This window comes from Flavobacterium jumunjinense (assembly GCF_021650975.2).
Lineage (GTDB): Bacteria > Bacteroidota > Bacteroidia > Flavobacteriales > Flavobacteriaceae > Flavobacterium > Flavobacterium jumunjinense.
Map to the genome: position 1 here is coordinate 3221144 of NZ_CP091285.1, position 26549 is coordinate 3247692.

At 30.5% G+C, this 26549-nt stretch carries 30 protein-coding genes; 9 read left to right on the plus strand and 21 right to left on the minus strand.

The window, feature by feature from the left end:
* Positions 1 to 21: 21 nt before the first annotated feature.
* The 3 genes from L2Z92_RS14555 to L2Z92_RS14565 form a co-directional block, all read right to left on the minus strand.
* Positions 22 to 669 (minus strand): DUF4919 domain-containing protein, encoded by a 648-nt coding sequence (locus L2Z92_RS14555; RefSeq protein WP_236454925.1) that lies wholly within the window; start codon positions 667 to 669, stop codon positions 22 to 24.
* A gap of 96 nt (positions 670 to 765) precedes the next feature.
* On the minus strand, positions 766 to 1470 hold the full coding sequence (locus L2Z92_RS14560; RefSeq protein ID WP_236454927.1) for a hypothetical protein: 705 nt from the start codon (positions 1468 to 1470) through the stop codon (positions 766 to 768).
* A gap of 121 nt (positions 1471 to 1591) precedes the next feature.
* Positions 1592 to 2371: a hypothetical protein gene (locus L2Z92_RS14565; RefSeq protein WP_236454928.1), complete on the minus strand. Its 780-nt coding sequence runs from the start codon at positions 2369 to 2371 to the stop codon at positions 1592 to 1594.
* Positions 2372 to 2513: 142 nt separating this feature from the next.
* Here L2Z92_RS14565 and L2Z92_RS14570 point away from each other — a divergent pair, with 142 nt between their 5' ends.
* Complete coding sequence (locus L2Z92_RS14570) at positions 2514 to 2789, plus strand: group II intron maturase-specific domain-containing protein (protein ID WP_262913015.1); 276 nt, start codon at positions 2514 to 2516, stop codon at positions 2787 to 2789.
* Between the two features lie 86 nt (positions 2790 to 2875).
* On the opposite strand, the gene L2Z92_RS14575 is transcribed toward L2Z92_RS14570, so the two are convergent.
* The 10 genes from L2Z92_RS14575 to L2Z92_RS14620 form a co-directional block, all read right to left on the minus strand.
* A complete protein-coding gene (locus L2Z92_RS14575) occupies positions 2876 to 3751 on the minus strand; it encodes a hypothetical protein (RefSeq protein WP_236454932.1) in 876 nt (291 codons plus the stop codon).
* Between the two features lie 321 nt (positions 3752 to 4072).
* Positions 4073 to 4957: a hypothetical protein gene (locus L2Z92_RS14580; protein ID WP_236454934.1), complete on the minus strand. Its 885-nt coding sequence runs from the start codon at positions 4955 to 4957 to the stop codon at positions 4073 to 4075.
* 234 nt (positions 4958 to 5191) lie between these two features.
* Complete coding sequence (locus L2Z92_RS14585; RefSeq protein ID WP_236454936.1) at positions 5192 to 5458, minus strand: hypothetical protein; 267 nt, start codon at positions 5456 to 5458, stop codon at positions 5192 to 5194.
* A gap of 357 nt (positions 5459 to 5815) precedes the next feature.
* Positions 5816 to 6226: a hypothetical protein gene (locus L2Z92_RS14590; protein ID WP_236454938.1), complete on the minus strand. Its 411-nt coding sequence runs from the start codon at positions 6224 to 6226 to the stop codon at positions 5816 to 5818.
* A gap of 1020 nt (positions 6227 to 7246) precedes the next feature.
* A complete protein-coding gene (locus tag L2Z92_RS14595) occupies positions 7247 to 7753 on the minus strand; it encodes a hypothetical protein (protein WP_236454939.1) in 507 nt (168 codons plus the stop codon).
* A gap of 3 nt (positions 7754 to 7756) precedes the next feature.
* A complete protein-coding gene (locus L2Z92_RS14600; protein WP_236454940.1) occupies positions 7757 to 8470 on the minus strand; it encodes a class I SAM-dependent methyltransferase in 714 nt (237 codons plus the stop codon).
* Between the two features lie 3 nt (positions 8471 to 8473).
* On the minus strand, positions 8474 to 8722 hold the full coding sequence (locus L2Z92_RS14605) for a hypothetical protein (RefSeq protein ID WP_236454941.1): 249 nt from the start codon (positions 8720 to 8722) through the stop codon (positions 8474 to 8476).
* Positions 8719 to 9303: a transglycosylase domain-containing protein gene (locus tag L2Z92_RS14610; protein WP_236454942.1), complete on the minus strand. Its 585-nt coding sequence runs from the start codon at positions 9301 to 9303 to the stop codon at positions 8719 to 8721. Before L2Z92_RS14610 ends, L2Z92_RS14605 begins: the two co-directional genes overlap by 4 nt.
* 42 nt (positions 9304 to 9345) lie before the next feature.
* Positions 9346 to 9888 (minus strand): hypothetical protein, encoded by a 543-nt coding sequence (locus tag L2Z92_RS14615; protein WP_236454943.1) that lies wholly within the window; start codon positions 9886 to 9888, stop codon positions 9346 to 9348.
* A gap of 21 nt (positions 9889 to 9909) precedes the next feature.
* The gene (locus L2Z92_RS14620) at positions 9910 to 10227 is read right to left on the minus strand and encodes a hypothetical protein (protein WP_236454944.1); all 318 of its coding nucleotides are present in this window, start codon (positions 10225 to 10227) and stop codon (positions 9910 to 9912) included.
* Between the two features lie 181 nt (positions 10228 to 10408).
* Here L2Z92_RS14620 and mazG point away from each other — a divergent pair, with 181 nt between their 5' ends.
* Complete coding sequence (gene mazG / locus L2Z92_RS14625; RefSeq protein ID WP_236454945.1) at positions 10409 to 11188, plus strand: nucleoside triphosphate pyrophosphohydrolase; 780 nt, start codon at positions 10409 to 10411, stop codon at positions 11186 to 11188.
* A 516-nt stretch (positions 11189 to 11704) separates the two neighbouring features.
* Here the strand turns inward: mazG and L2Z92_RS14630 are convergent.
* The 5 genes from L2Z92_RS14630 to L2Z92_RS14650 all read right to left on the minus strand — a co-directional run bounded on the left by L2Z92_RS14630 (position 11705) and on the right by L2Z92_RS14650 (position 16940).
* Positions 11705 to 13927: a nitric-oxide reductase large subunit gene (locus L2Z92_RS14630; RefSeq protein WP_236454946.1), complete on the minus strand. Its 2223-nt coding sequence runs from the start codon at positions 13925 to 13927 to the stop codon at positions 11705 to 11707.
* A gap of 20 nt (positions 13928 to 13947) precedes the next feature.
* The gene (locus tag L2Z92_RS14635; protein WP_236454948.1) at positions 13948 to 14283 is read right to left on the minus strand and encodes a cupin domain-containing protein; all 336 of its coding nucleotides are present in this window, start codon (positions 14281 to 14283) and stop codon (positions 13948 to 13950) included.
* Positions 14283 to 14717 (minus strand): hypothetical protein, encoded by a 435-nt coding sequence (locus L2Z92_RS14640; protein ID WP_236454950.1) that lies wholly within the window; start codon positions 14715 to 14717, stop codon positions 14283 to 14285. The genes L2Z92_RS14635 and L2Z92_RS14640 overlap by 1 nt, the downstream gene beginning before the upstream one ends.
* A gap of 51 nt (positions 14718 to 14768) precedes the next feature.
* Positions 14769 to 15203: an RrF2 family transcriptional regulator gene (locus L2Z92_RS14645; protein ID WP_236454951.1), complete on the minus strand. Its 435-nt coding sequence runs from the start codon at positions 15201 to 15203 to the stop codon at positions 14769 to 14771.
* A 189-nt stretch (positions 15204 to 15392) separates the two neighbouring features.
* Positions 15393 to 16940, minus strand: a complete 1548-nt coding sequence (locus L2Z92_RS14650; protein WP_236454953.1) for a hypothetical protein — start codon at positions 16938 to 16940, stop codon at positions 15393 to 15395.
* Between the two features lie 280 nt (positions 16941 to 17220).
* Between L2Z92_RS14650 and L2Z92_RS14655 the strand changes: the two genes are divergently transcribed.
* A complete protein-coding gene (locus tag L2Z92_RS14655) occupies positions 17221 to 17544 on the plus strand; it encodes a hypothetical protein (RefSeq protein ID WP_236454955.1) in 324 nt (107 codons plus the stop codon).
* Positions 17545 to 17585: 41 nt separating this feature from the next.
* Here the strand turns inward: L2Z92_RS14655 and L2Z92_RS14660 are convergent, their stop codons facing one another.
* Positions 17586 to 18146, minus strand: a complete 561-nt coding sequence (locus tag L2Z92_RS14660; RefSeq protein ID WP_236454957.1) for a YdcF family protein — start codon at positions 18144 to 18146, stop codon at positions 17586 to 17588.
* 235 nt (positions 18147 to 18381) lie between these two features.
* Here L2Z92_RS14660 and L2Z92_RS14665 point away from each other — a divergent pair, with 235 nt between their 5' ends.
* The 3 genes from L2Z92_RS14665 (at position 18382) to L2Z92_RS14675 (ending at position 21555) form a co-directional block, all read left to right on the plus strand.
* Positions 18382 to 19503: a vWA domain-containing protein gene (locus tag L2Z92_RS14665; RefSeq protein WP_236454958.1), complete on the plus strand. Its 1122-nt coding sequence runs from the start codon at positions 18382 to 18384 to the stop codon at positions 19501 to 19503.
* A gap of 78 nt (positions 19504 to 19581) precedes the next feature.
* Positions 19582 to 20079, plus strand: a complete 498-nt coding sequence (locus L2Z92_RS14670; RefSeq protein WP_236454960.1) for a hypothetical protein — start codon at positions 19582 to 19584, stop codon at positions 20077 to 20079.
* 18 nt (positions 20080 to 20097) lie between these two features.
* Positions 20098 to 21555, plus strand: coding sequence for a sigma 54-interacting transcriptional regulator (locus tag L2Z92_RS14675; protein ID WP_236454962.1), 1458 nt, complete (start codon positions 20098 to 20100; stop codon positions 21553 to 21555).
* A 70-nt stretch (positions 21556 to 21625) separates the two neighbouring features.
* On the opposite strand, the gene L2Z92_RS14680 is transcribed toward L2Z92_RS14675, so the two are convergent.
* Positions 21626 to 22552, minus strand: a complete 927-nt coding sequence (locus L2Z92_RS14680) for a hypothetical protein (protein WP_236454964.1) — start codon at positions 22550 to 22552, stop codon at positions 21626 to 21628.
* Between the two features lie 347 nt (positions 22553 to 22899).
* On the opposite strand from L2Z92_RS14680, the gene L2Z92_RS14685 reads away from it, so the two are divergent.
* From L2Z92_RS14685 to L2Z92_RS14695, 3 genes are all read left to right on the plus strand, one after another.
* The gene (locus tag L2Z92_RS14685) at positions 22900 to 23448 is read left to right on the plus strand and encodes a transposase (RefSeq protein WP_236454967.1); all 549 of its coding nucleotides are present in this window, start codon (positions 22900 to 22902) and stop codon (positions 23446 to 23448) included.
* Between the two features lie 382 nt (positions 23449 to 23830).
* Positions 23831 to 25435, plus strand: a complete 1605-nt coding sequence (locus L2Z92_RS14690; protein ID WP_236454968.1) for a class I SAM-dependent methyltransferase — start codon at positions 23831 to 23833, stop codon at positions 25433 to 25435.
* A gap of 133 nt (positions 25436 to 25568) precedes the next feature.
* The gene (locus L2Z92_RS14695; RefSeq protein ID WP_236454970.1) at positions 25569 to 25940 is read left to right on the plus strand and encodes a YchJ family protein; all 372 of its coding nucleotides are present in this window, start codon (positions 25569 to 25571) and stop codon (positions 25938 to 25940) included.
* A gap of 49 nt (positions 25941 to 25989) precedes the next feature.
* On the opposite strand, the gene L2Z92_RS14700 is transcribed toward L2Z92_RS14695, so the two are convergent.
* Positions 25990 to 26547, minus strand: coding sequence for a 2'-5' RNA ligase family protein (locus tag L2Z92_RS14700; protein WP_236454972.1), 558 nt, complete (start codon positions 26545 to 26547; stop codon positions 25990 to 25992).
* Positions 26548 to 26549: the final 2 nt, after the last annotated feature.

Below are 26549 nucleotides of genomic sequence, written 5' to 3' on the forward strand. Positions count from 1 at the left end.
GTAGATTTTTAAACGCAGACTTTATTTTTCTTTCAGATTTTCTTTTCCTTTAAATACATTACTTATTTCAAAATAATAAACTTTCTTTTCTCCGTTTTTATCTATAACTTCCATTTGATCACAGATTCCACCAGCTATCTTTTGTGTATCTAATTCAACATTAAGCATATTTAAAATAAAATATTCTTCAGATATTTGAATTACAGACCAACCATTTTCACATGATTTTCCGTCTCCATTATTTATTATCGATTTTAAAAGTCCAAATTGAATTGTTTTATATTTTTTTGCATTTAAAGTATCTCCAACAATTGTATAAGTTTGCCTTAATATTTTATGAGCAATCATGCTTGTGTAGTCAATACTCAACATCTTTTTTGTTGTAGTAATAATACTATCGTATTTTGATTCAGACATTTGTCGATACATTTCTTTTTCTAATTCTCTAAATTTACTACTTTTTTTAGATGCGATTTTGAATTGTTTACTTTCTATAAAACTTTCTCTGAATGATTTATAATCGATGTCAGTTTTTCCACTTTCAAGTATTTGTACGGTTTTACTATAATTATCATCAAATTTAGGAACCTTTACTTCCATTTCAGTCTGTCCAATTACATTGTTGAGATTGAAAAACAATGTTAAGGTTATTAAGAGGAGTTTAATCATAACAGTTATAATTGTTATTTATATTGAAAGTTACGTGTTTCTCAACATTGCTTTAGCTAAAAACAGCAATTTTTATATATATTTTTGTGTAATGTTTTATTTTTCTTTTAAAGGTTTGTTTTTTATTCTATTTAGTATTGATTTTAAGTCAATTTTCTTTTCTTTTTTGTCTATAAATTGAGTAATTTCAATTAATGTTTCAGAAAGACTCTTCGATGCTGATTTCTTTATGTATAAAAATGGTAAAGATTCCATTTTCTTAAACGTTTCATAAAGGAAATATTTCTTGTAATTAATGTAGTCGTTTGGATTGATTTTAAGCTTTTCATTATAATAATATTCCTCATTCATTTTGAATACTTTTCCTTTATAGGGTAGTTCGTATTCTGTTAATAATAGGTTTAATTTTTCATTGTTTATTAACGTATCGTTTCTAGTTTTTACTAAAACTTTAAAATTATTAGCTCCGTTTAGGTTTGTGGTATTTTCCCAATATAAAGTATCGTTGTAATTATATTTTGTATACTTAATATTTTTCTTTTTTATATATAACTGAAAATCCAATCCAATAGAATCTTCTCCTTTATAATCTCTAAAGTAGTTTCCTCTTTTATGATATTCTACAAAATATTGACCAAATTCTCTTTTTGAATATTCACTATAATTCAGATTAACTTCATTGTTTTCATCATATAAATTTGATTCAAAACGATATGTAATTGTTCCTTCGAAGTATTTAGAAGAACTACATGAAACTAGAAAAAATAGTATCAGTAAAATTAAGGTGTATTTTATTTTCATTCTGTTTTTTAATGTGTTGTCCTAATAATTCTTGGATGTTCCAGAAAATGAATTAAACCAATTTGAAGAGAAAGCTCCGTCAGTTTCTGTCGGAATCGTCTACTCGACTACCAGTAGTTTTTTATTCTATGCTGAATTTTTTTTCAAAAGGTATGTCGATTTTACCTTCTCGTTCATAATATCTTAATGTACCATTTAAATGATATGTACCTTTTTTCAAAGAGTCAAATTTTATATCGGCAAAAGAATAATTGTCTTCTATTTTATATTTTAGTTTACTTTCTTTACCGTTTAAAATTAAATTGTTTATTAGAATATGTCTGTTTTCTCTATCTATTTGCCCATTTTTGGAAGTAAGTGTTAGTTTTACACCTTTTTTATATTTTGATGACATAATACTGTCAATTTCTACAAGAATTAATCCATCACATGAAATTGTTTTTAAACTTGCATATTCAAATGCATATGACATTGAGATTACAAGTTTGTTTTTTAAATAATTTAATCGAACTTCATCAGATTCTAATTTTAGATAATCCAATTTATCGTACTCAGTTGTCAAATAATCTTTCCTATTATTTACTATTTTAGTCAATTTTTGTAATAATTCTTTGCTTTTTGACAAAATCAATTTATTACTTGATTTTTTTTTAGACTTCTCAATTTCAAAAATTAAGTTAATAAATATAGAATCTAATTCATTTATTTTTTCTATTTTTCGTGAAGGATTGTCTGAAATTAGATTGTAATAAGTTGCTTTATGTTTATTTAGAACTCTATTATTAAATTCATAATTAGTTTGTAAAAAAGAATTCAATTCATCTATTTCAATCTGATTTTTTTTACATGAAAAAAAAGATAATATCAAGATTATAAATAAAATATAGTTTTTTATATTCATTTTTTTTAAATTACTTGCAACGTCAGTCAGTTTGTTTAAAAACCTCCGTTTATTTTAATTTGTGTTATAAATTGAAGTAAAAATAACTGATTTAAGCTACACAAAAAACTTTTTTGGATGTAATGTTTCATGATTACAAAAAATAAATTTTCATAATAAAACCCAACGAGCAATACAGGATTTAGCTAAATTGTTGAATCCTAAGTTACGAGGATGGATAAATTATTATGCAAAAATAAGTAAGAGGAGTTTATATCCTGTGTTTTATTATCTACATCAAAGAATGATAAAATGGATAACCAATAAATACAAAAGGTTTAAATGGAGCAAAATTAAAGCAGTAAAAAGGTTTCGAGAAATTGTAAAATCCTATCCAAACTTATTTTATCATTGGGAACTAGGCTACAAATTAGTTTAATAAAGAAGGCTAAATCGACTGCATAATAAGAACCGTATGAATTGAGAGGTTCATGTACGGTTCTGTGAGAGGTAAGGGGGACGTATTTATTCCTCTAACTTGGCATATAAATCTAGAATTAACTTCTTTTTTGATATATTATAAAGAAAAATTTTATCACTGAATATGGTCTCTATGGTAATGTATTTTCGTCCTAATGATCTGATTTCATATGGTCTAAAACCATGTTCCCACTCTGACTGAAAGTCAAATTTCATTGTTTCCGATATTGTTTTATACTCAGTACCGTCATATTTATAATCCGCTTTTATGATGGTTAAGGAATTTATGTCTGTGAAAATAAAAAGCAAATTATAGATTGGAATTTCAAATTGTAAAATCTTGTCTACTTGTGCAACTTCTGTCACGCTTCGATTTTGATGAGTTAAAATATGATAAATTCCATTTTCATAGAAGTAATCAAATGAATAATCAAAAGAACTAGGATATTCAATTTCTGGTACATCATTTGGCCTATACATCTTGTTCAAATGGATTGTTTTTACAATTTCTGAAGGATCTGAATTGTACCATGTTAAAAGCTTGTTTCTTTTTTTATCAAGTGATTTTTGATTTGTAATAATAGTTTCAACTAAACTCAAAGTTTTTGAAATATTAGTTTCAAATTCAGGAATCCATATATTCAAAATTTTTTGTTGACTTTCTTCACTTCCAAAATAAGCTTTAAATTTCAGTTCTCTATTTGGCCAAAGATATAGATTAATAGAGTCTTTGTGTCCAAGTTCATTGAGAAGTAATTCAACATATTTTGCAGTTATTATGTTTTTGTTTATGTCTTCTGTGTAATAAGGCGTAGAAGAAATGAGATTAACATTTCCATATGATTTTTGGAACATTACATTTTTATGTGCATAAATTAAACTGCAGGTAAAAAGTAGTAATATGTTTAGAAATTTCGTCATTTTTTACGGTTTGGATATTATGTTGCACAACTCGTTTATATGTATGACTCTGTCATGCATATATGTACAAAAATGGTTGTATATGTATGATAAATGTCCTATTTTATTTTTTTCAAATATATTATTTTTCTCCTTACAAATCATCTAAAGGACTTTAACCTGTTGTAAGTTTTTAGTTCTTATGCGTGTATAAATTTCTATAGTTTTACTACTGCTCTGTCCTAATAATTCTTATATATCCTAGAAAATGTATTGAACCAATTTGAAGAGCAAAGACTGTTAGTTACAGAAAGAGTTGTCTACTCGACTGGCAAATTGTTTTCATTCTTTCAATTGGTTATAAATTTCTTTTAAACCCTTTTCCATAACTCCTGAGTACTCGAAATATTTAGGAATGAATAGAATTGATTTGAAGTAAATTTCACCCATTTTTGCAGTTTCTTTTTTTTCCACAAATACAGATAAGTAAGCATTAACTGATTGGAAAACATTTCCAATATTTATTTGTTTATAGGATTCTGTTTTGTCATAACCAATCCAATCAAAGTCCTTAAAATCAAACGATGTGTATTCGTAATATGGTTTTCCATTAAAGGTTGGTAATTTATCTGCAAATTCTAATAGTTTATCATAATTTTTAAGCATTTGTAAAACCTTAAATCTTTGTGTCATAGCATCTGTTAAAGCAAAGTAGAGTATTGCCCTTTCAGTTTCATTTTTTAATCCATAATCATTAACGTCAAAGTTATATTTACTTAAATCAGCAGCATTGAATATTTTTACAATTCCACCTCGAATGTGATAATAATAATTATTTAATAGCCATCTTTCGTCAATTTCTCTTTTGAGTACTTCTTTTGCAACAATATTGTTAGGTCTAGGTTCGTGTTCACTTGATACGTTATTGTAATGAATTTCTCGGATAACATACCAATATTTTAATTCAAGTTCATTTGGTCTTGAAAGAAACTCCTTTGTCAAAAGTTTCTTGTCTTGTTTTTCAACTGCAATCATACAGTCAATTATATGGTCAAGATTTGATGTTCTTAATTTTTCAACCGAATTTTTAAATTCATCACCAGTTGCGTTGAAACTTTTTGAATAAATTTCTCCAAGTTTCACAAGATTTTCAAAGTCTTGATTTTCTTCTTGTGCATAAATGAAAATAGAAAATAGTAAAAGTGTTAATGTTAGGGTTTTGTTCATTAGTTTCGTTTTCTTAAATGTTTAACAACTCACTTATATTTATGATGATAGTTCTATTTTATCTTTTCTTCAAATTCTATTTAAGAAATAATCCTTTTTTTAAGTTCTTAAGCTCTGAACTTAATTATTTTGATTCCTTTTCTTTATTATTTAAGATTTTTTTTGTCTTAATAATTTTTTGGTCAAACTCATTATTTGAAATAATTGATTTATTTTTAAAGTTTTCAAGATTATTTATTGGATTTTTTTTTCAGAACTTTTAAAAAAATAATATGCTGCTGAAAAAATTATAAGTATTCCTCCACCAATTTGGAGTATTTTTTTTTGTTCTTGATTTTTTCTGTACTCAACATCATTATTTATAGAGTTTATATCCGTGAAGTAACCAACATTATTTCCATACATTTCATTAATAGATTTAGTTCTATTATCAACAACTTTAAATATAATTATACATAAAGTAAATACTATTAAAATTAAAACCCCATTGCTTGACTTCATTTTGTTTTTTTGTTTCTTTAACGTGTTTTAAACTATAGCAGCTAACTCGTTTATATGTATGACTCTGTCATACCTATACGCACAAAAATGGTTGTATATGTATGATAAATGTCTTATTTTATTTTTCTTAAATATTTTATTTTTCTCCTTACAAATCATCTAAAGGACTTTAACCTGTTGTAAGTTTTTAGTTCTTACGCGTGTATAGATCTCTGTAGTTTTACTACTGCTCTGTCCTAATAATTCTTTGCATACCCTAGAAAATAAATTGAACCAATTTGAAGAGCAAACGCTATTAGTTTATGGCAGGACTATAATACTCTATTGTGAGCCGTTTACTATTTAATTAGTATCTTTTTAGTCATCCATTAAACCAAATCCTTCTGGTACTTTTTTAGAATTTACCCTGTTATACGGCCAAATATAAATTGTTTTAACAATATTAAAATCAGTATCTAATAAATTGTATTCATCTATTGGTGCGCTAACAATATTATTTTGCATTGAACCAGTCCTTCTCCATGTATATTGAGATGATCCTGGTTTAATATAAATTAATCTATCTAAATATTTCCTCGATTCTGAAACACTTGTTAAAAGTATCGGATTGTCTTTAGAGAATCCAAATTCACCTTTATGATTGGGTAATTCGTTTTGGTCTGTACCTTCTTCTTCTTTAATTTTTTTTACCATGGCTTCCATTTTTGCCATAAAATCGTCTTCCGATGCTACATTTTTCTTTTTTCTAAATAAATTAAATAGTCCCATTATATTTTGTTTTTTGGTTATGAAATGGATTACAACTTGTTAATAGCTATGACAAAAGAACACAAAGCTATCGTTTTTCAGGTAGCTATTTTTGATATATGCCTCATTCGTTTTCAAATATATAAATATTCATTTACAAATTGTCTAAAGAATTTTTACCTCAGACGCAATGCGTTTAGCGTCAAAAGTATTTTTTTTACCTCAGACGCAATGCGTTTAGGGTCAAAAGCATTTTTTCTATCTCAGACGCAATGCGTTTAGTGTCTAAAGAATTTTTATCTCAGACGCAGTGCGTTTAGCGTCAAAAGTATTTTTTTCATCTCAGACGCAATGCGTTTAGCGTCAAAAGTATTTTTTTCATCTCAGACGCAGTGCGTTTGGCGTCAAAAGTATTTTTTTTACCTCAGACGCAATGCGTTTGGCGTCAAAAGTATTTTTTTTACCTCAGACGCAGTGCGTTTAGCGTCAAAAGTATTTTTTTTACCTCAGACGCAATGCGTTTAGGGTCAAAAGCATTTTTTTACCTCAGACGCAATGCGTTTAGCGTCAAAAGTATTTTTTTTACCTCAGACGCAGTGCTTTTAGCACCAAAAAAATATTTTTCATCTCAGATACTGAGTATCTAGCGTCAAAAGAATGTTTTTCATCTTAGATACTGAGTATCCAGCATCAAAAGAATGTTTCTCATCTTAGATACTGAGTATCTAGCGTCAAAAGAATGTTTTTTATCTTAGATACTGAGTATCCAGCATCAAATGTGTACTTTTTACCTCAGATACTGAGTTTCTAACCTTAAAAAAAATGATTTTCTGTAAATAGTTGTAAGTATGTATAAACCGACGTGCTTTTTTTGAAAATGTGTTTGGAAATATAGAAGTGGTTGATAGTAGCGGTAGCCTGTTATTGCGAGGGACGATGCAATGAACAGCTATAACGAATAGCGGGAGGAGTGTGCTGTGTGGCACTTTGGTGGTGCTCCTTAAAATAGGAGGGGAATACTAGTCTTGTAGATACAACCAATTATTCTTCGGATATCATTTTTTTATAAATGGCTTCTCTCCATTTTTCTATTTCTGTATGTAGTTGAAAAAATAGTGTTTCTGATTTATTAATTGGTTGCTTTTTTTTTAGTTGAATCCCGATTCCAACATTATGAGAAATAGTTGAATGGTTGATGACAAAGTCTTCGGTTTGAGAATCTTCCATGAAGGTATCTGCATAGCATCTTTCTAATTGCAGTTTGTCTACTTTTAATAGAAGTGTAATTGTGTTTTTTATTTCAATGGGTGTTTTTATTTCAATTTGCTTTTCAACTCTTTTAGTATATGTTTTTTTGTTTTTTCTATAATTGGGGATAAAATAACTACTATTAATTTTGCAATTGAAATAGATATCGATATAAAATGCTACTCTTAATGCTCTTTCTGTCCACCCATCTGTATAGGTATATGATAATAAATAGAGTTCATTTAGATGGTAGTTACCTGTTTGATCTATTTTTTGTATATCAATTGCGTTAAAATTCATTTGTTATGCTATTTTTCGTCCTTTAATACCTGTTGCACAACCATAAAAATAGCTTACATATTCTACTTCGAAATGTGGAATAGTAAACAGTTGGTGCACTTTTTTTGAGTTTTGGAATTCTTCTGTATAGATACCTAACATTTTATAGGTTTCATTATTCCCAAGGCATATTTTTCCGATAAGGGGGATTATTATTTTTAAATAGAACATAAAGAATACTTTTAAGATGCCATTTTTTGGAACAGAAACATCTATTAATGAAAATTTTCCATTTGGTTTTAATATTCTATTAATTTCATGGGCCAATTTTTGAAGTTGTTGGTCATTAAATGTTTTTAAACCAAACCCTGAAATTACATAATCGGCTGTTTCATTAGGGATTGAATTTTGAAAGACGTTTTCTTTTAAGATTTCAATTTTAGAATTTTTAAACTTAGTTTTGTTTTTCTTTGCTTTGTTTATCATTTCTGTAGAAAAATCGAGTGCAATTAGCATACTGTTTTGGTTACTTTTTTTTAGAATATGTTGCCAGCATTCTCCCATTCCTGTCATTAAATCAACCACAGTTTTTCCTTCTTGAATTTCAATTTCTTCTACGCATTCGCGTCTCCATTTTTCGCTAAAACCAAATGAAGTGATGTAATTCATTTTGGAATAGGAACCGCTCATTCTATCGAAGAGGTTCTCTACAAATTGAATATCATATATTTCTTTCATGGTTTATTTTCTTGTGGTTGAGTTCATTATTTTATTGATAACAGAATCTCGTTGGTTAATTTGGGTTAGGATAGTATCCATCATTTTTAGTTTTTCTTCTAATTTGTGATAACTACTTTCATTAATAGTTTCTTTTAATTTTATGTTTTCTGCTTTTACTTTTTCAAGTTCTGTAATGCAGGCTGAACATTGGTCGTTTTCTTTGCAACTGTTTGCAGCAAGAAGGATTAGTATGCTAATTAAATATTTCATGGTTTGTTTATGCGGATTATTTCTTTGATTCGTTTTTTAATTAATTCCGGACGTCTTTTCGGATTGTATAAACTTGGATTGTTTGTCATTATGATGAGTGTTGCCATTTGTTCAAAGTTTAATTCGGATAGTTCTTTTTGGAAGTAATAGTTTGAGGCTTCATAAACCCCTTTGTTATTATAAACAAAATCTACGTTTTGAAGATAATAGTTGAGACACTGTTCTTGTGTGACTTGTTTTTCTAGTTTCCAAGACAATACATAATTATTGCTGGTACTATTATTTTTGTAGAAAGAGTGAAGCATTAGACTAATTTCATTACAGGGACATTTCGTGTCGTATTGCTCTGTGAAACGATTGTATATTATACCATTAGTTGTGGTAATTGGATAGATGGATTTGTATACTTTTAGAAACTCAGGAGGCAAGGGTTTTGCATTTGCAATTGCTGTTTTTAAGTTGTTTAAATCACCTTCATCTATGGCTTTGTTCCAATCGCTTTTTAAATACTGAATGAATACAACTCCAAGAAATACAATTAGGAATAGGGCTTTTAAGGTGAATTTTATTATTTTTTTCATGGGTTTAGTCGTTCAAATTATAAATAGGTATTGGCTTTTAGTTTACATAAAATACTCGAAAAAGGAAAGAATGTAAGACGCGTCTTTTTCGGGAGGATTATTGCTAATCGTGTAGTCTAGTTTGTTTTTAAGCATGGGTTTGTTTAAAAAGGAATGCATTGTTTTAAATTCTCTAATACCAATTGAAAGTTGTATGCTTTGTTTGTTTTCGAAAATTTCTAATGTTGCTCGATGTACTATTTTTGTGGTATAGAACCCGAATTTTTTGACTCTAATTTCAACTTTATATGCAGTTAGTTGTAGTGCTGTTACTTCGTCTATTTTTATTCCAAAACAGTATATTTCCTGATTCAAATTGGCTCTTAGTAACAAACCGTTTTTTAAAACTTCCAAATTAATGAATATCGGATAGTTCCCTTTTGCAAGTATTGAATTATCGAGTTCCGAAATGCCACTTTTATAGATAAGTTTTGATGAACCAACGCCTTGCAATTGTAGTTTTTCTTTATAACTAAACGATCCTCCATAATGGTTTAGGTCTTTAGAAAATAAGTCGTTGCTGTTGTTAAGTGTAAGCTTTTGCATAGTATGAAATAATAGCGTCGATTAGAATCCGAATCGGTTTGTATATAATTGCGCTCCAATTTTTAAGAAAATAAAAGCAATAGGAAGGTTTGCTAGAACAAGAAAAATAGTATTTCGAATAGCAATTCTATTTTCTTTTTGATGGACCCATAAATAAATTAGTTGAAAGAGTATGATTCCGTTTGCCATTATTGCTAAAAGAACAAACAGTACGCCCATATAGGCTAAATTTTCGATGCTAAACAATACAAAAGAGACGAAAATAAGAGTGCCAATTAGGAAAGAACCAATGGCCATATTTTTTGCGTAATCGAGTATGTTCTTCTCAAATTCTTCCATTATTAACTTTGTGTTGTTTGTTTATGATGAATTTTGTCTATCCTAGCCAAATATAAAACAAACTTTTAATTGAGTAAACAGCAGCAAGACAAATTGTAAAAAAAGGAAGGCAGCACTTCTAAAAATAAATCCATAATTTTACAGCATCAATTTCAATAGATTTAAAACTCAGTACTACATCATGAACAATCGCAAAAATCAACTCGAAGCCTTCAATAGACTATTAGACATCATGGACGACCTACGTGAAAAATGTCCGTGGGATAAAAAACAAACCTTGGAAAGTTTACGCCATCTAACCATTGAAGAAACCTATGAATTGGGCGATGCAATATTGGATAATGACTTGCAAGAAATTAAAAAAGAACTGGGCGATTTATTATTGCACATTGTTTTCTATGCCAAAATTGGTAGCGAAACCAATGATTTTGATATCGCAGATGTTGCCAATAGTATTTGCGATAAATTAATAGACCGTCATCCGCATATTTATGGCGATGTGGTTGTGGAAGATGAAGAAGAAGTGAAACGCAATTGGGAAAAACTGAAATTAAAAGAAGGAAAAAAGTCGGTTTTAGAAGGTGTTCCGAAAAGTTTGCCAGCACTAGTGAAAGCCAGTCGCATTCAAGATAAAGTGAAAGGAGTAGGTTTTGATTGGGAAGAGTCGCACCAAGTTTGGGACAAAGTACAAGAAGAGCTAGACGAATTACAAGTTGAAGTAAAAGCAGGCGATCAAGACAAAATAGAAGCCGAGTTTGGAGATGTTTTATTTTCGATGATTAATTATGCACGTTTTTTGAAGGTGAATCCTGAAGATGCTTTGGAACGCACGAATAAGAAATTCATGAAACGCTTCATGTATTTAGAAAGCAAAGCAGGACAACTTGGTAAACCATTATCTGACATGTCTTTAGATGAAATGGATGTTTTTTGGGAAGAAGCGAAGCGCTTACCAAAATAAAGGAATTGGAAAATCTCTGATTTTCAAATCGCACTACTTTTTGGGAAGAAGCGAAGCGCTTACCAAAATAAAGGAATTGGAAATCTCTGATTTTCAAATCGCACTAACTTCGGGAAGAAGCGAAGCGCTTACCAAAATAAAGGAATTGGAAAATCTCTGATTTTCAAATCGCACTACTTTTGGGAAGAAGCGAAAAAATTGTAGAAGTTATTAAACAATAAACAGTTGAGTATAATAAGTTTTAGAATCAGCGCTTATCTGTTGAATTAGCGTGCTTTTTTTATTTTCACGCAGATTTTACTGATTTTCACTGATGAAATTAGTTTCTCTATACGACCTTGATAACTATCAGGTCGTATAGAGAATTTTTGTTTCTTTTTACTGCACAAAAAACACTCCAACTGAGGGTTTTAATAATTGCACACTACGGGTAAAAAATAAAAAACCACATAGCAATTTTTACATTTTGCTATGTGGTTTTTTTAAACTCTTACATTGAACTAACGCAAGTTCCTATTATTTGAATTTTCTCTTAAAGTTATAAATAGTTTCACTCACTGTAAACCAACAGAAATAGAAAATACCCACAGAGAAAATAATATCACCAATCATACGTAACCATTTTAAGGTTTGCACGGTTGGAGAATATAACAATTCGGAATCTCTTGCAAAAGAATAACCTTTTGTAATAGAAGTATAGGCTTGAATAATTCCAATAGGTAACAAACTAAAAATCACCATGGCTACAAGTCCAATGTTTAAACACCAAAATGCTCTTTTTAGTTTTGTACTTTCCCAAGCACGATCAGAATAGAAACGCAAGCAAATGAGAATGAATCCCATACCCAACATTCCGTAAACTCCAAACAAAGCGGTGTGTGCATGAACAGCAGTCGTGTTTAATCCTTGAATGTAATACAACGCAATTGGTGGATTAATTAAGAAACCAAAAACGCCAGCTCCTACAAAATTCCAAAATGCAACAGCGATAAAGAAAAAGATAGGCCATTTGTATTTTTGCATCCAAGCTTTACTTTTTAATAGATTCCAGTTTTCTCTAATTTCAAACCCCATTAAAGTAAGTGGCACAACTTCTAAAGCACTGAATGTAGCCCCTAATGCAATAGCTTGAACAGGTGTTCCAGAAAAGTATAAATGATGCAGTGTCCCGATAATTCCACCAGCTAAAAAGATAGTAGCCGAAGCTATAGAAACTCTTCCCGCGGTTTTAGTTGCAATAATTTTCATACGAGAGAAAATAAAAGCAATCACTACAGTAGCAAATACTTCAAAGAAACCTTCAACCCATAAATGCACCAACCACCATCTCCAGTAATTAATAACGGGTAGACTACTGTTTTCGCCATACATTAAACCAGAAAAGAAGAACATACCAATTGCCATTACCGAAACCAATAGGATAATCAATAAATCTTTCGATTCGTCGTTTTTACGAATACCATAAAGAATATGACGACTCACCATTACTACCCAAAGTACTAAACCAACGGCTAGAAATAGTTGCCAAAAACGACCTAAATCCATATATTCATACCCTTGGTGACCAAAGAAGAAATTGGTAGTTAAATCTAAAAATTGGTGTACACCCAGCCATTCTCCTAGCATAGAGCCTAAAACAATAATCAAAAGGGCAACGAATAGGAAATTGATTCCAAAAACTTGGTATTTCATTTCTTTACCCGAAATCATAGGAGCTAAGAACAAACCAGTTGCTAACCAAGTAGCAGCAATCCAAAATACTGCTAATTGTGTGTGCCAAGTACGCGTAATAGAGTAAGGAAGGAAGTTTGCCAAATCAAAGCCAAAGAATGCCTGACCTTCTACGGTGTAATGTACCGTGATGATTCCTAAAATGACTTGCAGACCAATTAGTAATGAAATTACAATGAAGTATTTCAAAATGGCTTTTTGAGAAGGGAATAACTTCAGATTCGTTAACGGATCACTTTCTGGTTTATCGATTAATTCTCCTTTTTCATGATTTAATAAATAATAATAAGTAAGTATTCCGATGAACAGTAATAATAAAACGATTGATAAACCCGACCAAATTATCGAATCATCTGTAATATTATTATCAATCAAAGGTTCATGAGGCCAATTGGAAGTATAGGTATACTTATGATTAGGTCTATTAGTACTTGCTGCCCAAGAAGTCCAAAACAAGAAAGCATTTAGCTGTGCTAATTTCTCTTTGTCCATTAAAGCTCCTTTCGGAATTGCATATTCTGCTTTACCTTCTGAGAATATTTTGGTGTAATGTTTTATATTGCTCTGAATGGCATCATAACGTTCTTGCGAAATAGTAATAGCCTTAGAGGAAGCATCAAAAGTATTCGTTTTAATATGCTGAATTAAACGTGCTTTTAAAGCCGCTTTCTTTTCAGTATCTAAGGCATCATAAGACAAGTTAAAATCTTTTTTCGCCCACGCTTCTAGCATGAACATCGCTTCTTTGTGAATCCAATCGGCTGTCCAATCAGGAGCCACATAACTACCGTGTCCCCAAATAGAACCTACTTCCATTCCTCCAATAGATTCCCAAACATTCTGACCTATTTGAATATCTTCTTTAGTATAGACTGTTTCATTAGTGTTTTTTACGATTACCTTTTCAGGAATAGGAGGTTGGGTTTGATAGATTTCTGTTCCCACCCAAATTAGTGCGACGAAGGATAGTACCACAACACTAATAAATGCAAACCATATTTTTTTCATTTTCTTCTTTTTTTTAGTTTTTAAAGTACGTTGTTAACACGTTCTACAGTGTCTTTTTTGTGCAATGTTAATCGGATAATTGAATCTTCAATACCTGTTAAATCATGAACTACATTCGCTTCAAGCGAAATAAGGTCTCCTTTTTTTAATTGGTATTTTGTTGTATCTACACCAAATTGAATAGCACCTTCAAAGAGTTCAATAACTATAGGAAATGGAGCTTTATGTGCTTTCATTACTTGATCTTTTTGAAGCAAAATTCGAATCTCTTTTGAAGATTCTGTCTCTAATAGTACCGATATTGCAGGCTTTGTTTCGTTATAGACACAGTTCTCTGTAAGTGACGTTTTTTTCATTATTGTAATTGTTTTAATTGATTTTTACCAAAAAGAAAAAGACTTATCACTTTGATGATTTCTAGCGCTACGAAAACAAAGTGAAGTTGACTTTTTGATGTGGTAATTCCTTGTATAATTTTGATGGCTCTTTCATTCAGTGCAGGTAATAACCAAAAGGTTTGCAACAGGAGAATGACAAAAGCGATAATAAAATATAGATTGATGTTTTTAGTTTTTTTAATTTGCAATAACAATAAGACAATGATGCTGGTACTCAAGAATAATTCTACTTTGTTGAGTGCACCAAACACGAGCTGACCAATTCCTAAACCAAGAGCTGTTGTAATATTGGGTGCTTGAAACTTTAACCAAGCTTCCATAAAACTAATCGCACAAACAAACCCTATCCATATAAAGGCAATTGCAGTGGTTATTTTTAGTGTTGTTTTCATAATAAGTATAAAAAGACCTTTTTATCTTTTATTTAGAGTTTAAAAAATAAGTTATCGCTTTAAACAAAAATTTTGAGTACTCATATCAGTAACAAGCATTTCTAAAGAAGTGTTTTCTAACATTTCTTTAAGTTGTTCTCTAATAGCTATAAATTTAAAATGGAGTGGGCAAGGATTGGCTTCATTACACTGACTTAAACCTAATCCGCAACCCGTATAGATAGAGTCGCCATCTAAAATTTTTACTACTTCACTTAGTGTAACTGTTTTCATTTTGTCATTTTCAATAACAAAGCCACCATAAGGACCTTTTATAGAGGTAACTACATTATTTTTGGTAAGTTGTTGTAAAATTTTAGCAGTGAATGCTTGTGGAGAATCAATAGCTTCAGATATAGTTGTTAAGCTTACCTTATTGTTATGTTCGGTTTGTTGAGCGATATATATTATAGCTCTTAATCCATACTCACACGATTTTGAAAACATAGCCTATTGATTTAATACTGCAAAGATATAGTATTTTTTATAAAGGATAAAAATATCCGCTATGTTTTTTTATGTTGTTATTTTAAAGTTAGGGGTATATAAAAAAAGAATATGCTAAAACGAAGTGGGAATCAACTTTTTAGCATATTCAAAACAATCAAAACTTAAATTTATATAAATAAAAACACTCTATTTAGATGTAACTACTTTTGCATTCTTCCATCGTACTATATCTGCATAAACATGACTCAATTTACTAGGTAATAAAGTTGGGCCTGTTTTTGCAAAATCATGATGACAATAAAAACAAGATCCATTTTCGTTATATGTAGTTCCATTTTGGATATACGTCTCCATAGTAGAATTAGCCAATTGACTTGTTCCAATAGCAACACCGCTACCCGTATTAGTTGCTGAGTAGCTACTACCGTTTGGTGCTTTTCCACTATCTGTCCAAGTTGATCCAATGAATAAATAATTTCTACGTACATCTGTACCTATTAATTGAGAAAATACAGAGTTGTTTATTGACAACACTTGACTATTGGAAGCAGCAACACTTGCATTTTCCGGATTGGGTACTCCTGCATTTGCAACACCCCAAGGTTTTGTTCTTGAAGTATTACTTGGACTTATAGTATTATTTGTTGTAGCAATGATACTACTTGTTTCTTGACTAAATGTCATGTGAGAAATATTAATATTTGTAGTATCTGTTGGTTTAGAATTCAATACCCAAGAACCACTAGTATCAGCAGAAACTGTTTTTGTTTTATTATTTTTATCTAGATAGCTATAACTTAGATTAGGAGTAGTTTCTTGATGTTCAAAAGTAGACCAAACCATTTCTGGATGTCCTGCTGTACTACCCACAATATGTACGCCTAAAAGTGCTAGTTTTACTTGTTGCGTCTTTTCAAGAATAGTCCATTTTGTAGGTGTTTTATCGTAAGTTGGTACTAAAGCATCAATAACTACATAGCGATCTAAATCTTTTGGATCAATTGTACTTGCATCTACCCAAGAAGTTTTAATTTCCATTGCTAGCGCTGTAGCGTCCGGTAATGGCATATTATTCGCTTTTGCATAAGCAATAATAGCATCTAATTCAGCTTGTGTTGTTGGAAATTGATCTCCTTTCATTTTTCCTGCATTAACTGCAGATAAAAACTGAGCATAAACATCATTAACCATTGTTATATAATATATTAATGCACCATTTTTAGACATTAAAGCATCTCCTGTTGCTTGTCCTTCTTCACTATCAACACCCACACTTTTTTCTAAACTAGGTAATGCACTTAATAATATTCCTGGTGCATGCGGAATTAATTTTCTTTCATTATTACCAAACTCTGGAGAAACGGTATAAAATACAGGAGATTCAAAAACACGTCCACTGGTACCGTAAACACCTGTATTAGGTGATGTAATCCATAGAAACATTTGCTCCGACCATTTGTAAAAATCACAATTGTCTTTGTGTCCAAAAGTAACACTATTGGCAGCTTTAACAGCTCCATTTTCTGTCGCTGTTCCGCTTTCGAACCAAGAATTAAAATCAGTAGAGCTAACTACGCAAGATTGTAAAACATCATTGGGTAGATAATCTGTAGGTGTAATTTCTAATTTAGCAACTTCTGTTTCTACTTTTTCTTCTTCTTTCGGCTTACATGCTACTACTAGCGTAAGAGTAAGCAGAAATAATCCACTTAATTTTAATACATTTTTTTTCATCTTCTTTGTTTATTTGTTATGTTGGTTTTAGTTATTGTAAAATTAATGTTTGTAGAATGAATGGGTATAGGTATAAATACCTGTTTTTTTTTAAGTAAAAATATAAAAATTAATATGTAATTTACTGAAATACAGTTATTAATATTAAAAAATAATCTTTTTTTAATATTTGGTTTTATTAAAAAAGGGTGATTCTATCCTTGTTGAAGAGATTGGTTAACTAATTATTTTGGATGGTGATGAAAGTAGATTTCTATCATAAATTTTTAAAAAAAATAGTATGATTAACAACAATTGGATTTTTGGTGGTAATGCTGGACTAGATTTTTCTACTTCGGTACCAACACAAGGAAACTCAATAGATGCAAAAGAAGGTTGTGCTTCAATTTCAGATACAAATGGCACACTCTTGTTTTATACTGATGGTAGTAAACTTTGGGACGGAAATCATGTACAAAGAGCTATTGGAGCTTCTGGACTAAAGGGAAATAATTCATCTATACAATCAGCTATTATTGTTCCATATCCAGGAAATGACAAACAATATTATGTATTTACTGCAGATGGATCGAGTGGTTCAAATAATCATTTTAATACTTTTTGATTACTAAAAAAACTCTAACAGCTTACTATTGATAGATTATTTTATTGTAGATAATAACCAAAGAATTCTCTAATAAGCGAATAAACATCCCTAAATTCAAAATAATAAGGACTAGCACTATAGATTGAAATAGTAGTATTTTTTCGAAATAACATTTTAGTTCTCGTAATATGAAAATATTGAGAAACGACAGTAATACTTTTAAAATTGTACTTTTCTTGAAGCTTTATAACATTTTGTACTGTAGCTCTTGTGTTGTTTCCCTCGTTATCCACAATAATATCTTCATTTGGAACGCCACAATGTATAAGATAGTTTTTCATTGCATCGCCTTCATAATGTCCTTCTTTTCCTAGACCACCACTTACTATTATAGTTTCTATTTGATTGTTCTTATATAATGCTAAACCACAATCCAAGCGTTTTTTTAAACGATTAGACAGCGTACCATCTTCATGAACAGTTGTTCCTAAAACTACAGCAACATCTGCTTTGTGTATATCATCATTTAATCCGTCATAAGTAATATAGATAGTATGAATAATGAACCAGCATAGCCCAATAAATAGTAAAAACTTAATTTTAGGCAATTTGTTTTTCATAGATGATTAGTATAGTAAAGGCAAAGATATTGTTTTAAGCCAGTTCTATTTTCTTAAAACAAAGGAACTTTTGTCCTTTAACGAAATATTAATAAACGTTATTTTAATTGCTATATAAGAAAGAGTACCTTTATGCTAATGAAATCGCTATAAAAATAGAATTATATAGTGAAATAAATACCAATTATTATAAAGCGATACCCTATGTTACCGCTTAAAAATAATTTTTAAACCTATGAAAAAGAACGACTATAAAACAGGGTTTCAGTTTACCAAATACGAAGCTCCTTTTCAAACCCCCTTCGAAAAATTATTCCCGATTTTTAAGGAATTAATCACACACACATCGGGCGATTTTGATGAAGCTATTGATTGGTTACGTCAGTTAGATGTAGAGTACCAATTAACCACACCTGACTATACCATTGATGATTTTGTAGAAGATTTGAAGAAAAAAGGCTACATCAAAGATGAGGTAAAGCCAGACGGTTCAGGAGGAATGGCAATTACAGCAAAAACTGAACGAGCCATTCGTCAGCACGCTTTAGAACAAATATTTGGCAATTTAAACAAAGCAGGTTCAGGAAATCATAAAACTAAACAATCAGGAAAAGGAGACGAGCAGACGGGCGATTTGAGAGCCTTTCAGTTCGGAGATACTGTAGAACAAATTTCGTTAACCGAAAGTCTAAAAAATGCTCAAATTAATAATGGAGTAGGTGAGTTTATCCTTACTGAGAATGATTTAGTAGTAGAAGACAATCATCACAAATCACAAATGAGTACCGTACTGATGATTGATATTTCGCACAGTATGATTTTGTATGGTGAAGACCGAATTACTCCAGCCAAAAAAGTAGCCATGGCATTAGCCGAACTCATCACCACGCGCTATCCAAAAGATACTCTAGATATTTTAGTATTTGGTAATGATGCTTGGACTATTAAAATTAAAGATTTACCCTATCTACAAGTCGGACCTTATCATACAAACACTGTTGCAGGATTGCAATTGGCAATGGATATTCTACGAAGAAAAAGAAATACCAACAAGCAAATCTTTATGATAACGGACGGAAAACCAAGTTGCGTGCGCGAGAAAAATGGAGAATATTACATGAACAGTAACGGTTTAGACCAATATATTGTAGATAAATGCTATAACCAAGCAGCACAAGCTAGAAAATTACACATTCCAATTACGACTTTCATGATTGCAAAAGATCCTTATTTGCAACAATTTGTCAATTATTTTACCGAAGCCAATCAAGGGAAAGCATTTTACACTGGTTTAAAAGGTCTTGGTGAAATGATTTTTGAAGATTATGAGAGTAATAGGAAGAAGAAGATTAGATAATTTTCAGTTTCCAGTTTGTCTCGAAAATTCGGGAGAGTCAAAACCCTTTTTTTTAATTCAATATTTATTAGATATTAAATGAAGCAAATAATTCTTGTTTTTACAATTTTAATTTCCAATTGGACTTTTAGTCAAAATGATTCTATTTCATTAGTAAACCAAATTTATGCTAGGGAGTTTGAGTTATCAAAACCATTAGATTTACCAAATTATGATTCCTTCAAAGATTTAAAAATTAATTCAATATTTAATTCATTGATGTTTATTGAGTATGTCAACAGGTTTAAAAGCAATAATGAATTTGCAAACTTAAAATTACAAGTATTTGATAGATTGAAAGAAATGTCCTTACTATTATCAGAAGAAGGAATATTTGTCCACCTAACAAACGGTTTGGATTGTTCTTATAATTCTGAGGAAAGGAATGAAAAGTTCAATGATACTAAAGAACTATATGTTTGCGTTGGTGATTGTATCATAACTTCGGGCGAAAGAGAAGGAATGGAAGTATTCAATAAATCCACAAGAGAAATCCAAAATAAATTAGCATATCAAAGAACAAAAAAAGAAAAATAATACAATATAAAATTACATATGAAAAACATAAAAACATTAGGTGAATTAAAAAAATCAGGATACCAACCTAAAAACATAAAAGACGAATTACGAATTAATCTACGCAACAAAATAAAAGCAGGAGAAACTACTTTTGATGGTGTTCATGGTTTTGAAAACACCGTAATTCCAGAATTAGAAAGAGCCATTTTATCGCGTCACAATATCAATTTATTAGGACTTCGAGGTCAAGCCAAAACCAGATTAGCGCGTAAAATGATTGAATTATTAGACGAATACATTCCAGTTGTACAAGGATCAGAAATAAATGATGATCCTTTAGATCCTATTTCTCGTTTTGCAAAAGAATTAATTGCAGAAAAAGGAGACGAAACTCCAATAACTTGGTTACACCGTAGCGAACGTTTCTATGAGAAATTAGCGACTCCAGATGTAACTGTTGCCGATTTAATTGGTGATGTAGATCCTATTAAAGCAGCCAATTTAAAACTAAATTATGCAGATGAAAGAGTAATTCACTTTGGAATGATTCCGCGTGCAAATCGATGTATTTTTGTCATTAATGAATTACCCGATTTACAAGCCCGTATTCAGGTAGCTTTGTTTAATATTCTACAAGAAGGAGATATTCAAATTAGAGGATTCAAATTGCGTTTACCCATAGATGTTCAATTTATTTTTACAGCAAATCCTGAAGATTATACCAATAGAGGAAGTATCGTTACACCTTTAAAAGATAGAATTGGTTCCCAAATATTAACCCATTACCCAGAAACCATTCAAATTGCAAGAACCATTACAGAACAAGAAGCTAAGTTTGACAAAGACCAACAAGAAACAGTTTATGTGCCTAGTCTAGCGAAAGATCTATTAGAGCAAATTGTTTTTGAAGCTAGAGAAAGCGAATACGTTGATGTGAAAAGTGGTGTTTCTGCTCGTTTGAGTATTACTGCTTATGAAAACTTAATTTCAGCAGCAGAAAGAAGAGCTTTATTGGCAGGTGAAGACAAAACAACAGTAAGATTATCCGACTTTATGGGTATTATTCCAGCCATTACTGGAAAAGTAGAATTGGTTTATGAAGGCGAACAAGAAGGTGCAGCAACGGTGGCACAATATTTAATAGGAGATGCAATTAAGACATTATTTCCAAACTACTTCCCAAAGATTGAAAAATTAGAACGTGAAAATGAAAAAACAGCTTATACAGAACTGTTAGAATGGTTCTTCGCAGAAAGTGGTTTTGAATTAACCGATGATGCAACAAACGAAACGTATCAGAAAATATTAGATGAGGTGCTACCTTTAGAAAGTATCCTACAAAAATACCAACCTGAATTTGCAAAAGAAGATAAAAACTTCTTAAAAGAATTCCTGTTATGGGGATTAGTAGAACATGAAAAATTATCTAAAAACCGATTCAAAAAAGGCTATCAATACAAAGATCTATACAGCAATTTTTTGAGTAAATTGTAATTTTTTAATACGATAATTATAACATAAAGGGTAGCAATAACGCTACCCTTTATTATTTTAATTTGTACTATTAATTTAATCGATAGGCAGCTACTCTAATTTCGTGTGCATATTTTTCAACGATATTAACCGTATACTTTTGACTTCCATTTTGAAAATCCCAAAAATAAGAAGAAGCTGGTATAGCCCAAAAATAATGACCATTTACTCTTTTACCATAATCTGCACCAACATAACCTCTAAACTTTACAGGCACTGTCCATAAACTATTAATAGGTCTCCATCTCTCTTCTAAAACAAAGCGTACTCTTTTACCTGGATCAACATCAATATGCGGTGTTCTATAATTTTCTGTAAACGTTGTACTCTTTGAACCACCACCACCAGCAGTTGCAGACAAACTTACTTCTACACTTCCTTCAGTTACAAAAGGAATACCAATTTTCCCACCAATTTTTAACCCAGTTGTAACTGATACATTCCAATTCGAAGTATTAGTGGTTGCTCTATTGTATAAAACAAACCCACCAAGGTCTTTCGTAGCATTAGAATAATTTTCTTCAACCCTAGCAGAATAACCGCTTACAGGTCTCCAGCTTACATATGGTCCAGCAGCAGTTGAAGAGCCAGAACCTTCAAACCTACGTTCTGTAACCCAATTTTGTCCAGAATTAGGATTGGTACCACTTCCTAATTTCACATCGTTTACACTAACATTTCTAGGAACATCATTAATGCTAATACGATCGTTAAACCTTGTTTTAGCAAAGTTTTCATTAAGAAATTGACCTAAATTTCCTAAATCGGTTCGAGTGACTTTTGTCCAACCAGTTTCTGTGCTTTTAGAAGCAGTCGCAGTTATTGTAGGCCTTTTTGAAACATAAGTTTCACTTGTTGCAGAAGGACTAGTTTGTACATTTTCTAAATCCTCATTTTTTTCACAACCTATCATAACGATAGTAGTAACTCCTAAGAGTAATAATTTAATTTTTTTCATAATTTGTTTGTAATTATTTGTTTTTAAAAGCTTTAAATTAATAATAAAAGGAGATTAAATAGATGGTTGTTGATATTCAATGAAAAAAGTATAGTTTTACTGTAATCAACTTAAAATCAAGTTTAAAATTTAGTACACTTCGGTTAAAAATGACTATCAATACAGCCATTTTTTGAGTAAATTGTGGCAGATTCATTTTCTGAATATTTTCAATTACTACAACCTATGTCAAAGTTCTAAAATTTGACATAGGTTATTTCTTTTAAAAAACGTAACGAATTAACTTAGAGATAAGTAAATTTATTAAGTTTGAGAATATAATTAAGTTGTGATTTTTTTAATATTTTATGAATATAACTAACGAGCCATTAGAACCTCATTCATTTTATCATATTTACAATAGAGGGATAAACAGTGTGAATATATTTAACGAGGAAAAGAATTATCACTTTTTTCTAGAAAAATTTTCTAAATACTTAGATAATGTGTGTGATGTATATGCCTATTGTTTAATGCCAAATCACTTTCATTTTTTGATAAGAATTAAAGCAGAAGATGAAATTACAAAGAAAGAAAATTTTACCTCTATTTTGAAAAATGAGTTTGGACTACATTCATCTTCAAACTATGTGAGTAAACAAATAGGGAAATGTATTAGTAGTTATACACAAGCTTTTAATAAATATGATAATAGACATGGACCTTTACTAGAGTCACCTTTTAAGAGGAAAAAGATAGTTTCTGAAGAATATCTAAAAAGACTAATTATTTATATACATCATAATCCAAAAGATCTAAATACAGATTTTACAAACTATAAATTTTCTTCATACAAAGCAATGGTTTCTAAATCAAAAACAAAATTGCAAAGAGATGAAATAATGACACTTTTTTAAGGTTTAGAAAATTTTGTTTATTGCCATGAAATTAATTTAAAAGAAGAATTTACTTGTTTTTAAATTAAAGATAATCGCAGATTTACCTCTGTCAAAGTTCCAAACTTTGACAGAGGTAAATAGGTAAATAGTTAATTATAAAGTTCCAAACTTTGACAGAGGTTAATCATTGCTTTGTCTCCCTTGAAAAGTTATAAATAGCACAATTAATTCGAATAAGTTGAAAAATCTAAATATTGAGTTAATTCTAGGCTAAAAAACTATAGTTTGAATAATACTATTTTTTTTTAATGTATTTTTACTTCTTATTTTAGATTAAAAATAATAGTTAGCATAAAAATATACTATTATTGCTTAAATTTGATTACAAACAAACAATAACATGACAGAAAAGAAAGAATACCGTCAAAGAATATTCCAGCATCTTGACGGAATAGTAACAGCACCTTCTGCTTATATGCTATATAAAAAAGGTATAACAGCCTATATTTTAGAAAAAGAAGAAATTACGCTGTCAGAATTAACAGAGAAATTTAAAGCCAACGAAGGATATTTAAATGTTTCCTTACGAACACTAGCTTCTCAAGGATTTTTAGAATACGATATTGACACAACAACCGATACCATTACAGTAAAAGTAAATGAAAAAAGTAGTTATGCTTTTTCACTGTTTCCTTTATACGAAGATGTCGTTACTTTACTAAAAGAAACCGAGCTATTCACCTCTGTTCGTATTGCTACAGATTCAATAACGCAATTAGATGTTATTTTCGATAAATGCAGAAATAATTTTGGTATTACCTTATCAGAAGACTTAGATAAAAAAGCCATTGAAGAACAAGTTCTACTTCATATTGAAGGGTATTTAGTGGCACCCATTATAGTAAGTCTTGGAATGTCGGGAATGTTTCATAAATACTTTATGGAAACCTCTTTCCGTCCAGAAGAGTTTCACAAACAACCCGAAGTTTTTAAATCGATTTTGAACTTCTTCACCTATTTAGGTTGGTTCAATGAAAAAAACGGAAATTATCAATTCACAGAAATAGGTTTGTTTTTTGCAAAAAGAGCTACAGCCTATGGTGTAACAGTGTCCTATTTGCCAATGTTTAAAAAACTAGAAACCTTATTGTTTGGTAACCCTAGTTTGTTAAGAGAAATTGCCCATAATGAAGACGAAATACACGTGAATAGAGAAATGAACGTTTGGGGAAGTGGTGGTGCACATGCTACCTATTTTAAAGTCATTGATGAAATTATTATAGAAGTATTTAACAAACCAATTCACGAGCAGCCTAAAGGTATTTTAGACATGGGTTGTGGAAACGGAGCTTTTTTACAACATATTTTTGAAGTAATTGAACGACAAACATTGCGTGGAAAAATGCTAGAAGAACATCCGTTATTCTTAGTTGGAGCCGATTATAACCAAGCCGCTTTGAAAGTAACTAGAGCCAATCTTATTAAAGCCGATATTTGGGCAAAAGTAATTTGGGGCGATATTGGAAGACCCGATTTGTTAGCAAAAGATTTATTAGAGAATTACACTATCGATTTGAAAGACCTATTAAACGTGAGAACCTTTTTAGATCATAACCGTATTTGGGAAGAACCATTGATTAAAAAAGAAGATAGAGTAAGCATTTCAACGGGAGCTTTTGCACATAGAGGAGAACGCATTGCGAACAATGCGGTAGAAGATAATTTGTTGCAACACTTGAAAAAATGGTCGCCTTATGTTCAAAAATACGGATTGTTAATAATTGAATTACACACAGTTTCTTCAAAATTAACTGCTCAAAATATTGGTAAAACGGCCGCCACTGCCTATGATGCTACACATGGCTTTTCAGATCAGTTTATTGTTGAAATAGATGTGCTACACAATATCGCTGCAGAAGCAGGATTGTTTCCTGATCCAATGTATTTTAAAAAGTTTCCAAATACAGACTATGCTACAGTAAGTATCAATTTACTAAAAGGATAATTGAAAAAAATCTTGCGTAATTTGGGTTAAAAAATAGATTGCGGACACTAATTTCATAAATAGAATTGTAAAATTTATGGAATTAGTGTTCTTTTTATAATGATTTAAATATTTTTGCCCAAACTTTTAAAAAATGAAATGCTATTGTAAATCAGAGTTAGAATTTGAAAACTGCTGTAAACCCTATATTTACACCTTAAAAAATCCAACAACACCAGAACAGTTAATGCGCTCTCGATATACAGCCTATGCATTGCAAGAAGCCGATTATTTAATACAAACCACACACATTTCACAACGACGACATTATAAAAAGAAAGACGTTTTGGAATGGTCAAAAACAAATACTTGGTTAAAGTTAGAGGTTGTACAAGCTGAAGGTGCTATAGTAGAATTTAAAGCCTATTATATAGATGAAACACTGCAAGCACAAGTGCATCATGAAAAATCTACTTTCAAACAAGAAAAAGGAATTTGGTATTATGTAGATGGTAAATTCTATTAATACCATTTATTATTTGAATTTACTGGTATAATAAACCTAGTTTGGCCCATTAAAACAAAACACCTTGAACAGGTTTCAAATGAGAATTGCCTTCAAAAGGAAAATAATCAATGGCTTCAAACTGTTTTTTTGTAGTGTCTAGCTTTCGTAAAACCAATCCTTTAGCAATAAACGTCAAATGTATAGTTGTAAAAAGCTGATTAGCCATTTGTAGTTGTTCTTCCGATAATTTTCGACCAATAGAAAGGTGAGGAGCATTGCTTTTATAGCTGTTTTTCAAACCCAATTCGGTAGTCACTTCCTTCATAATAGTTTTCAACGATAGCGTAGAAGTAGCATCTGGAGCAATAAAAAAAGCACCATTAGGATAGGAATTAAAATTATTCAATACTACATCAACAGCATCAATTGTAGCACAAATTCGCTTTAGTTTTCTCTTAATAATAACCAAGGGCTCTTCAGTAGTTTCAAACTCACAAATTGTAATATGTCCTAAAGAATTTTTACTGTGATACCAACCAATTTTTTCAGCTAATACTGCCTTCATCGCCTTTATTTCGTTAAGTACTAATTCTGGTGGTTGAAACACAATAGAGTAGCGGTCCATTC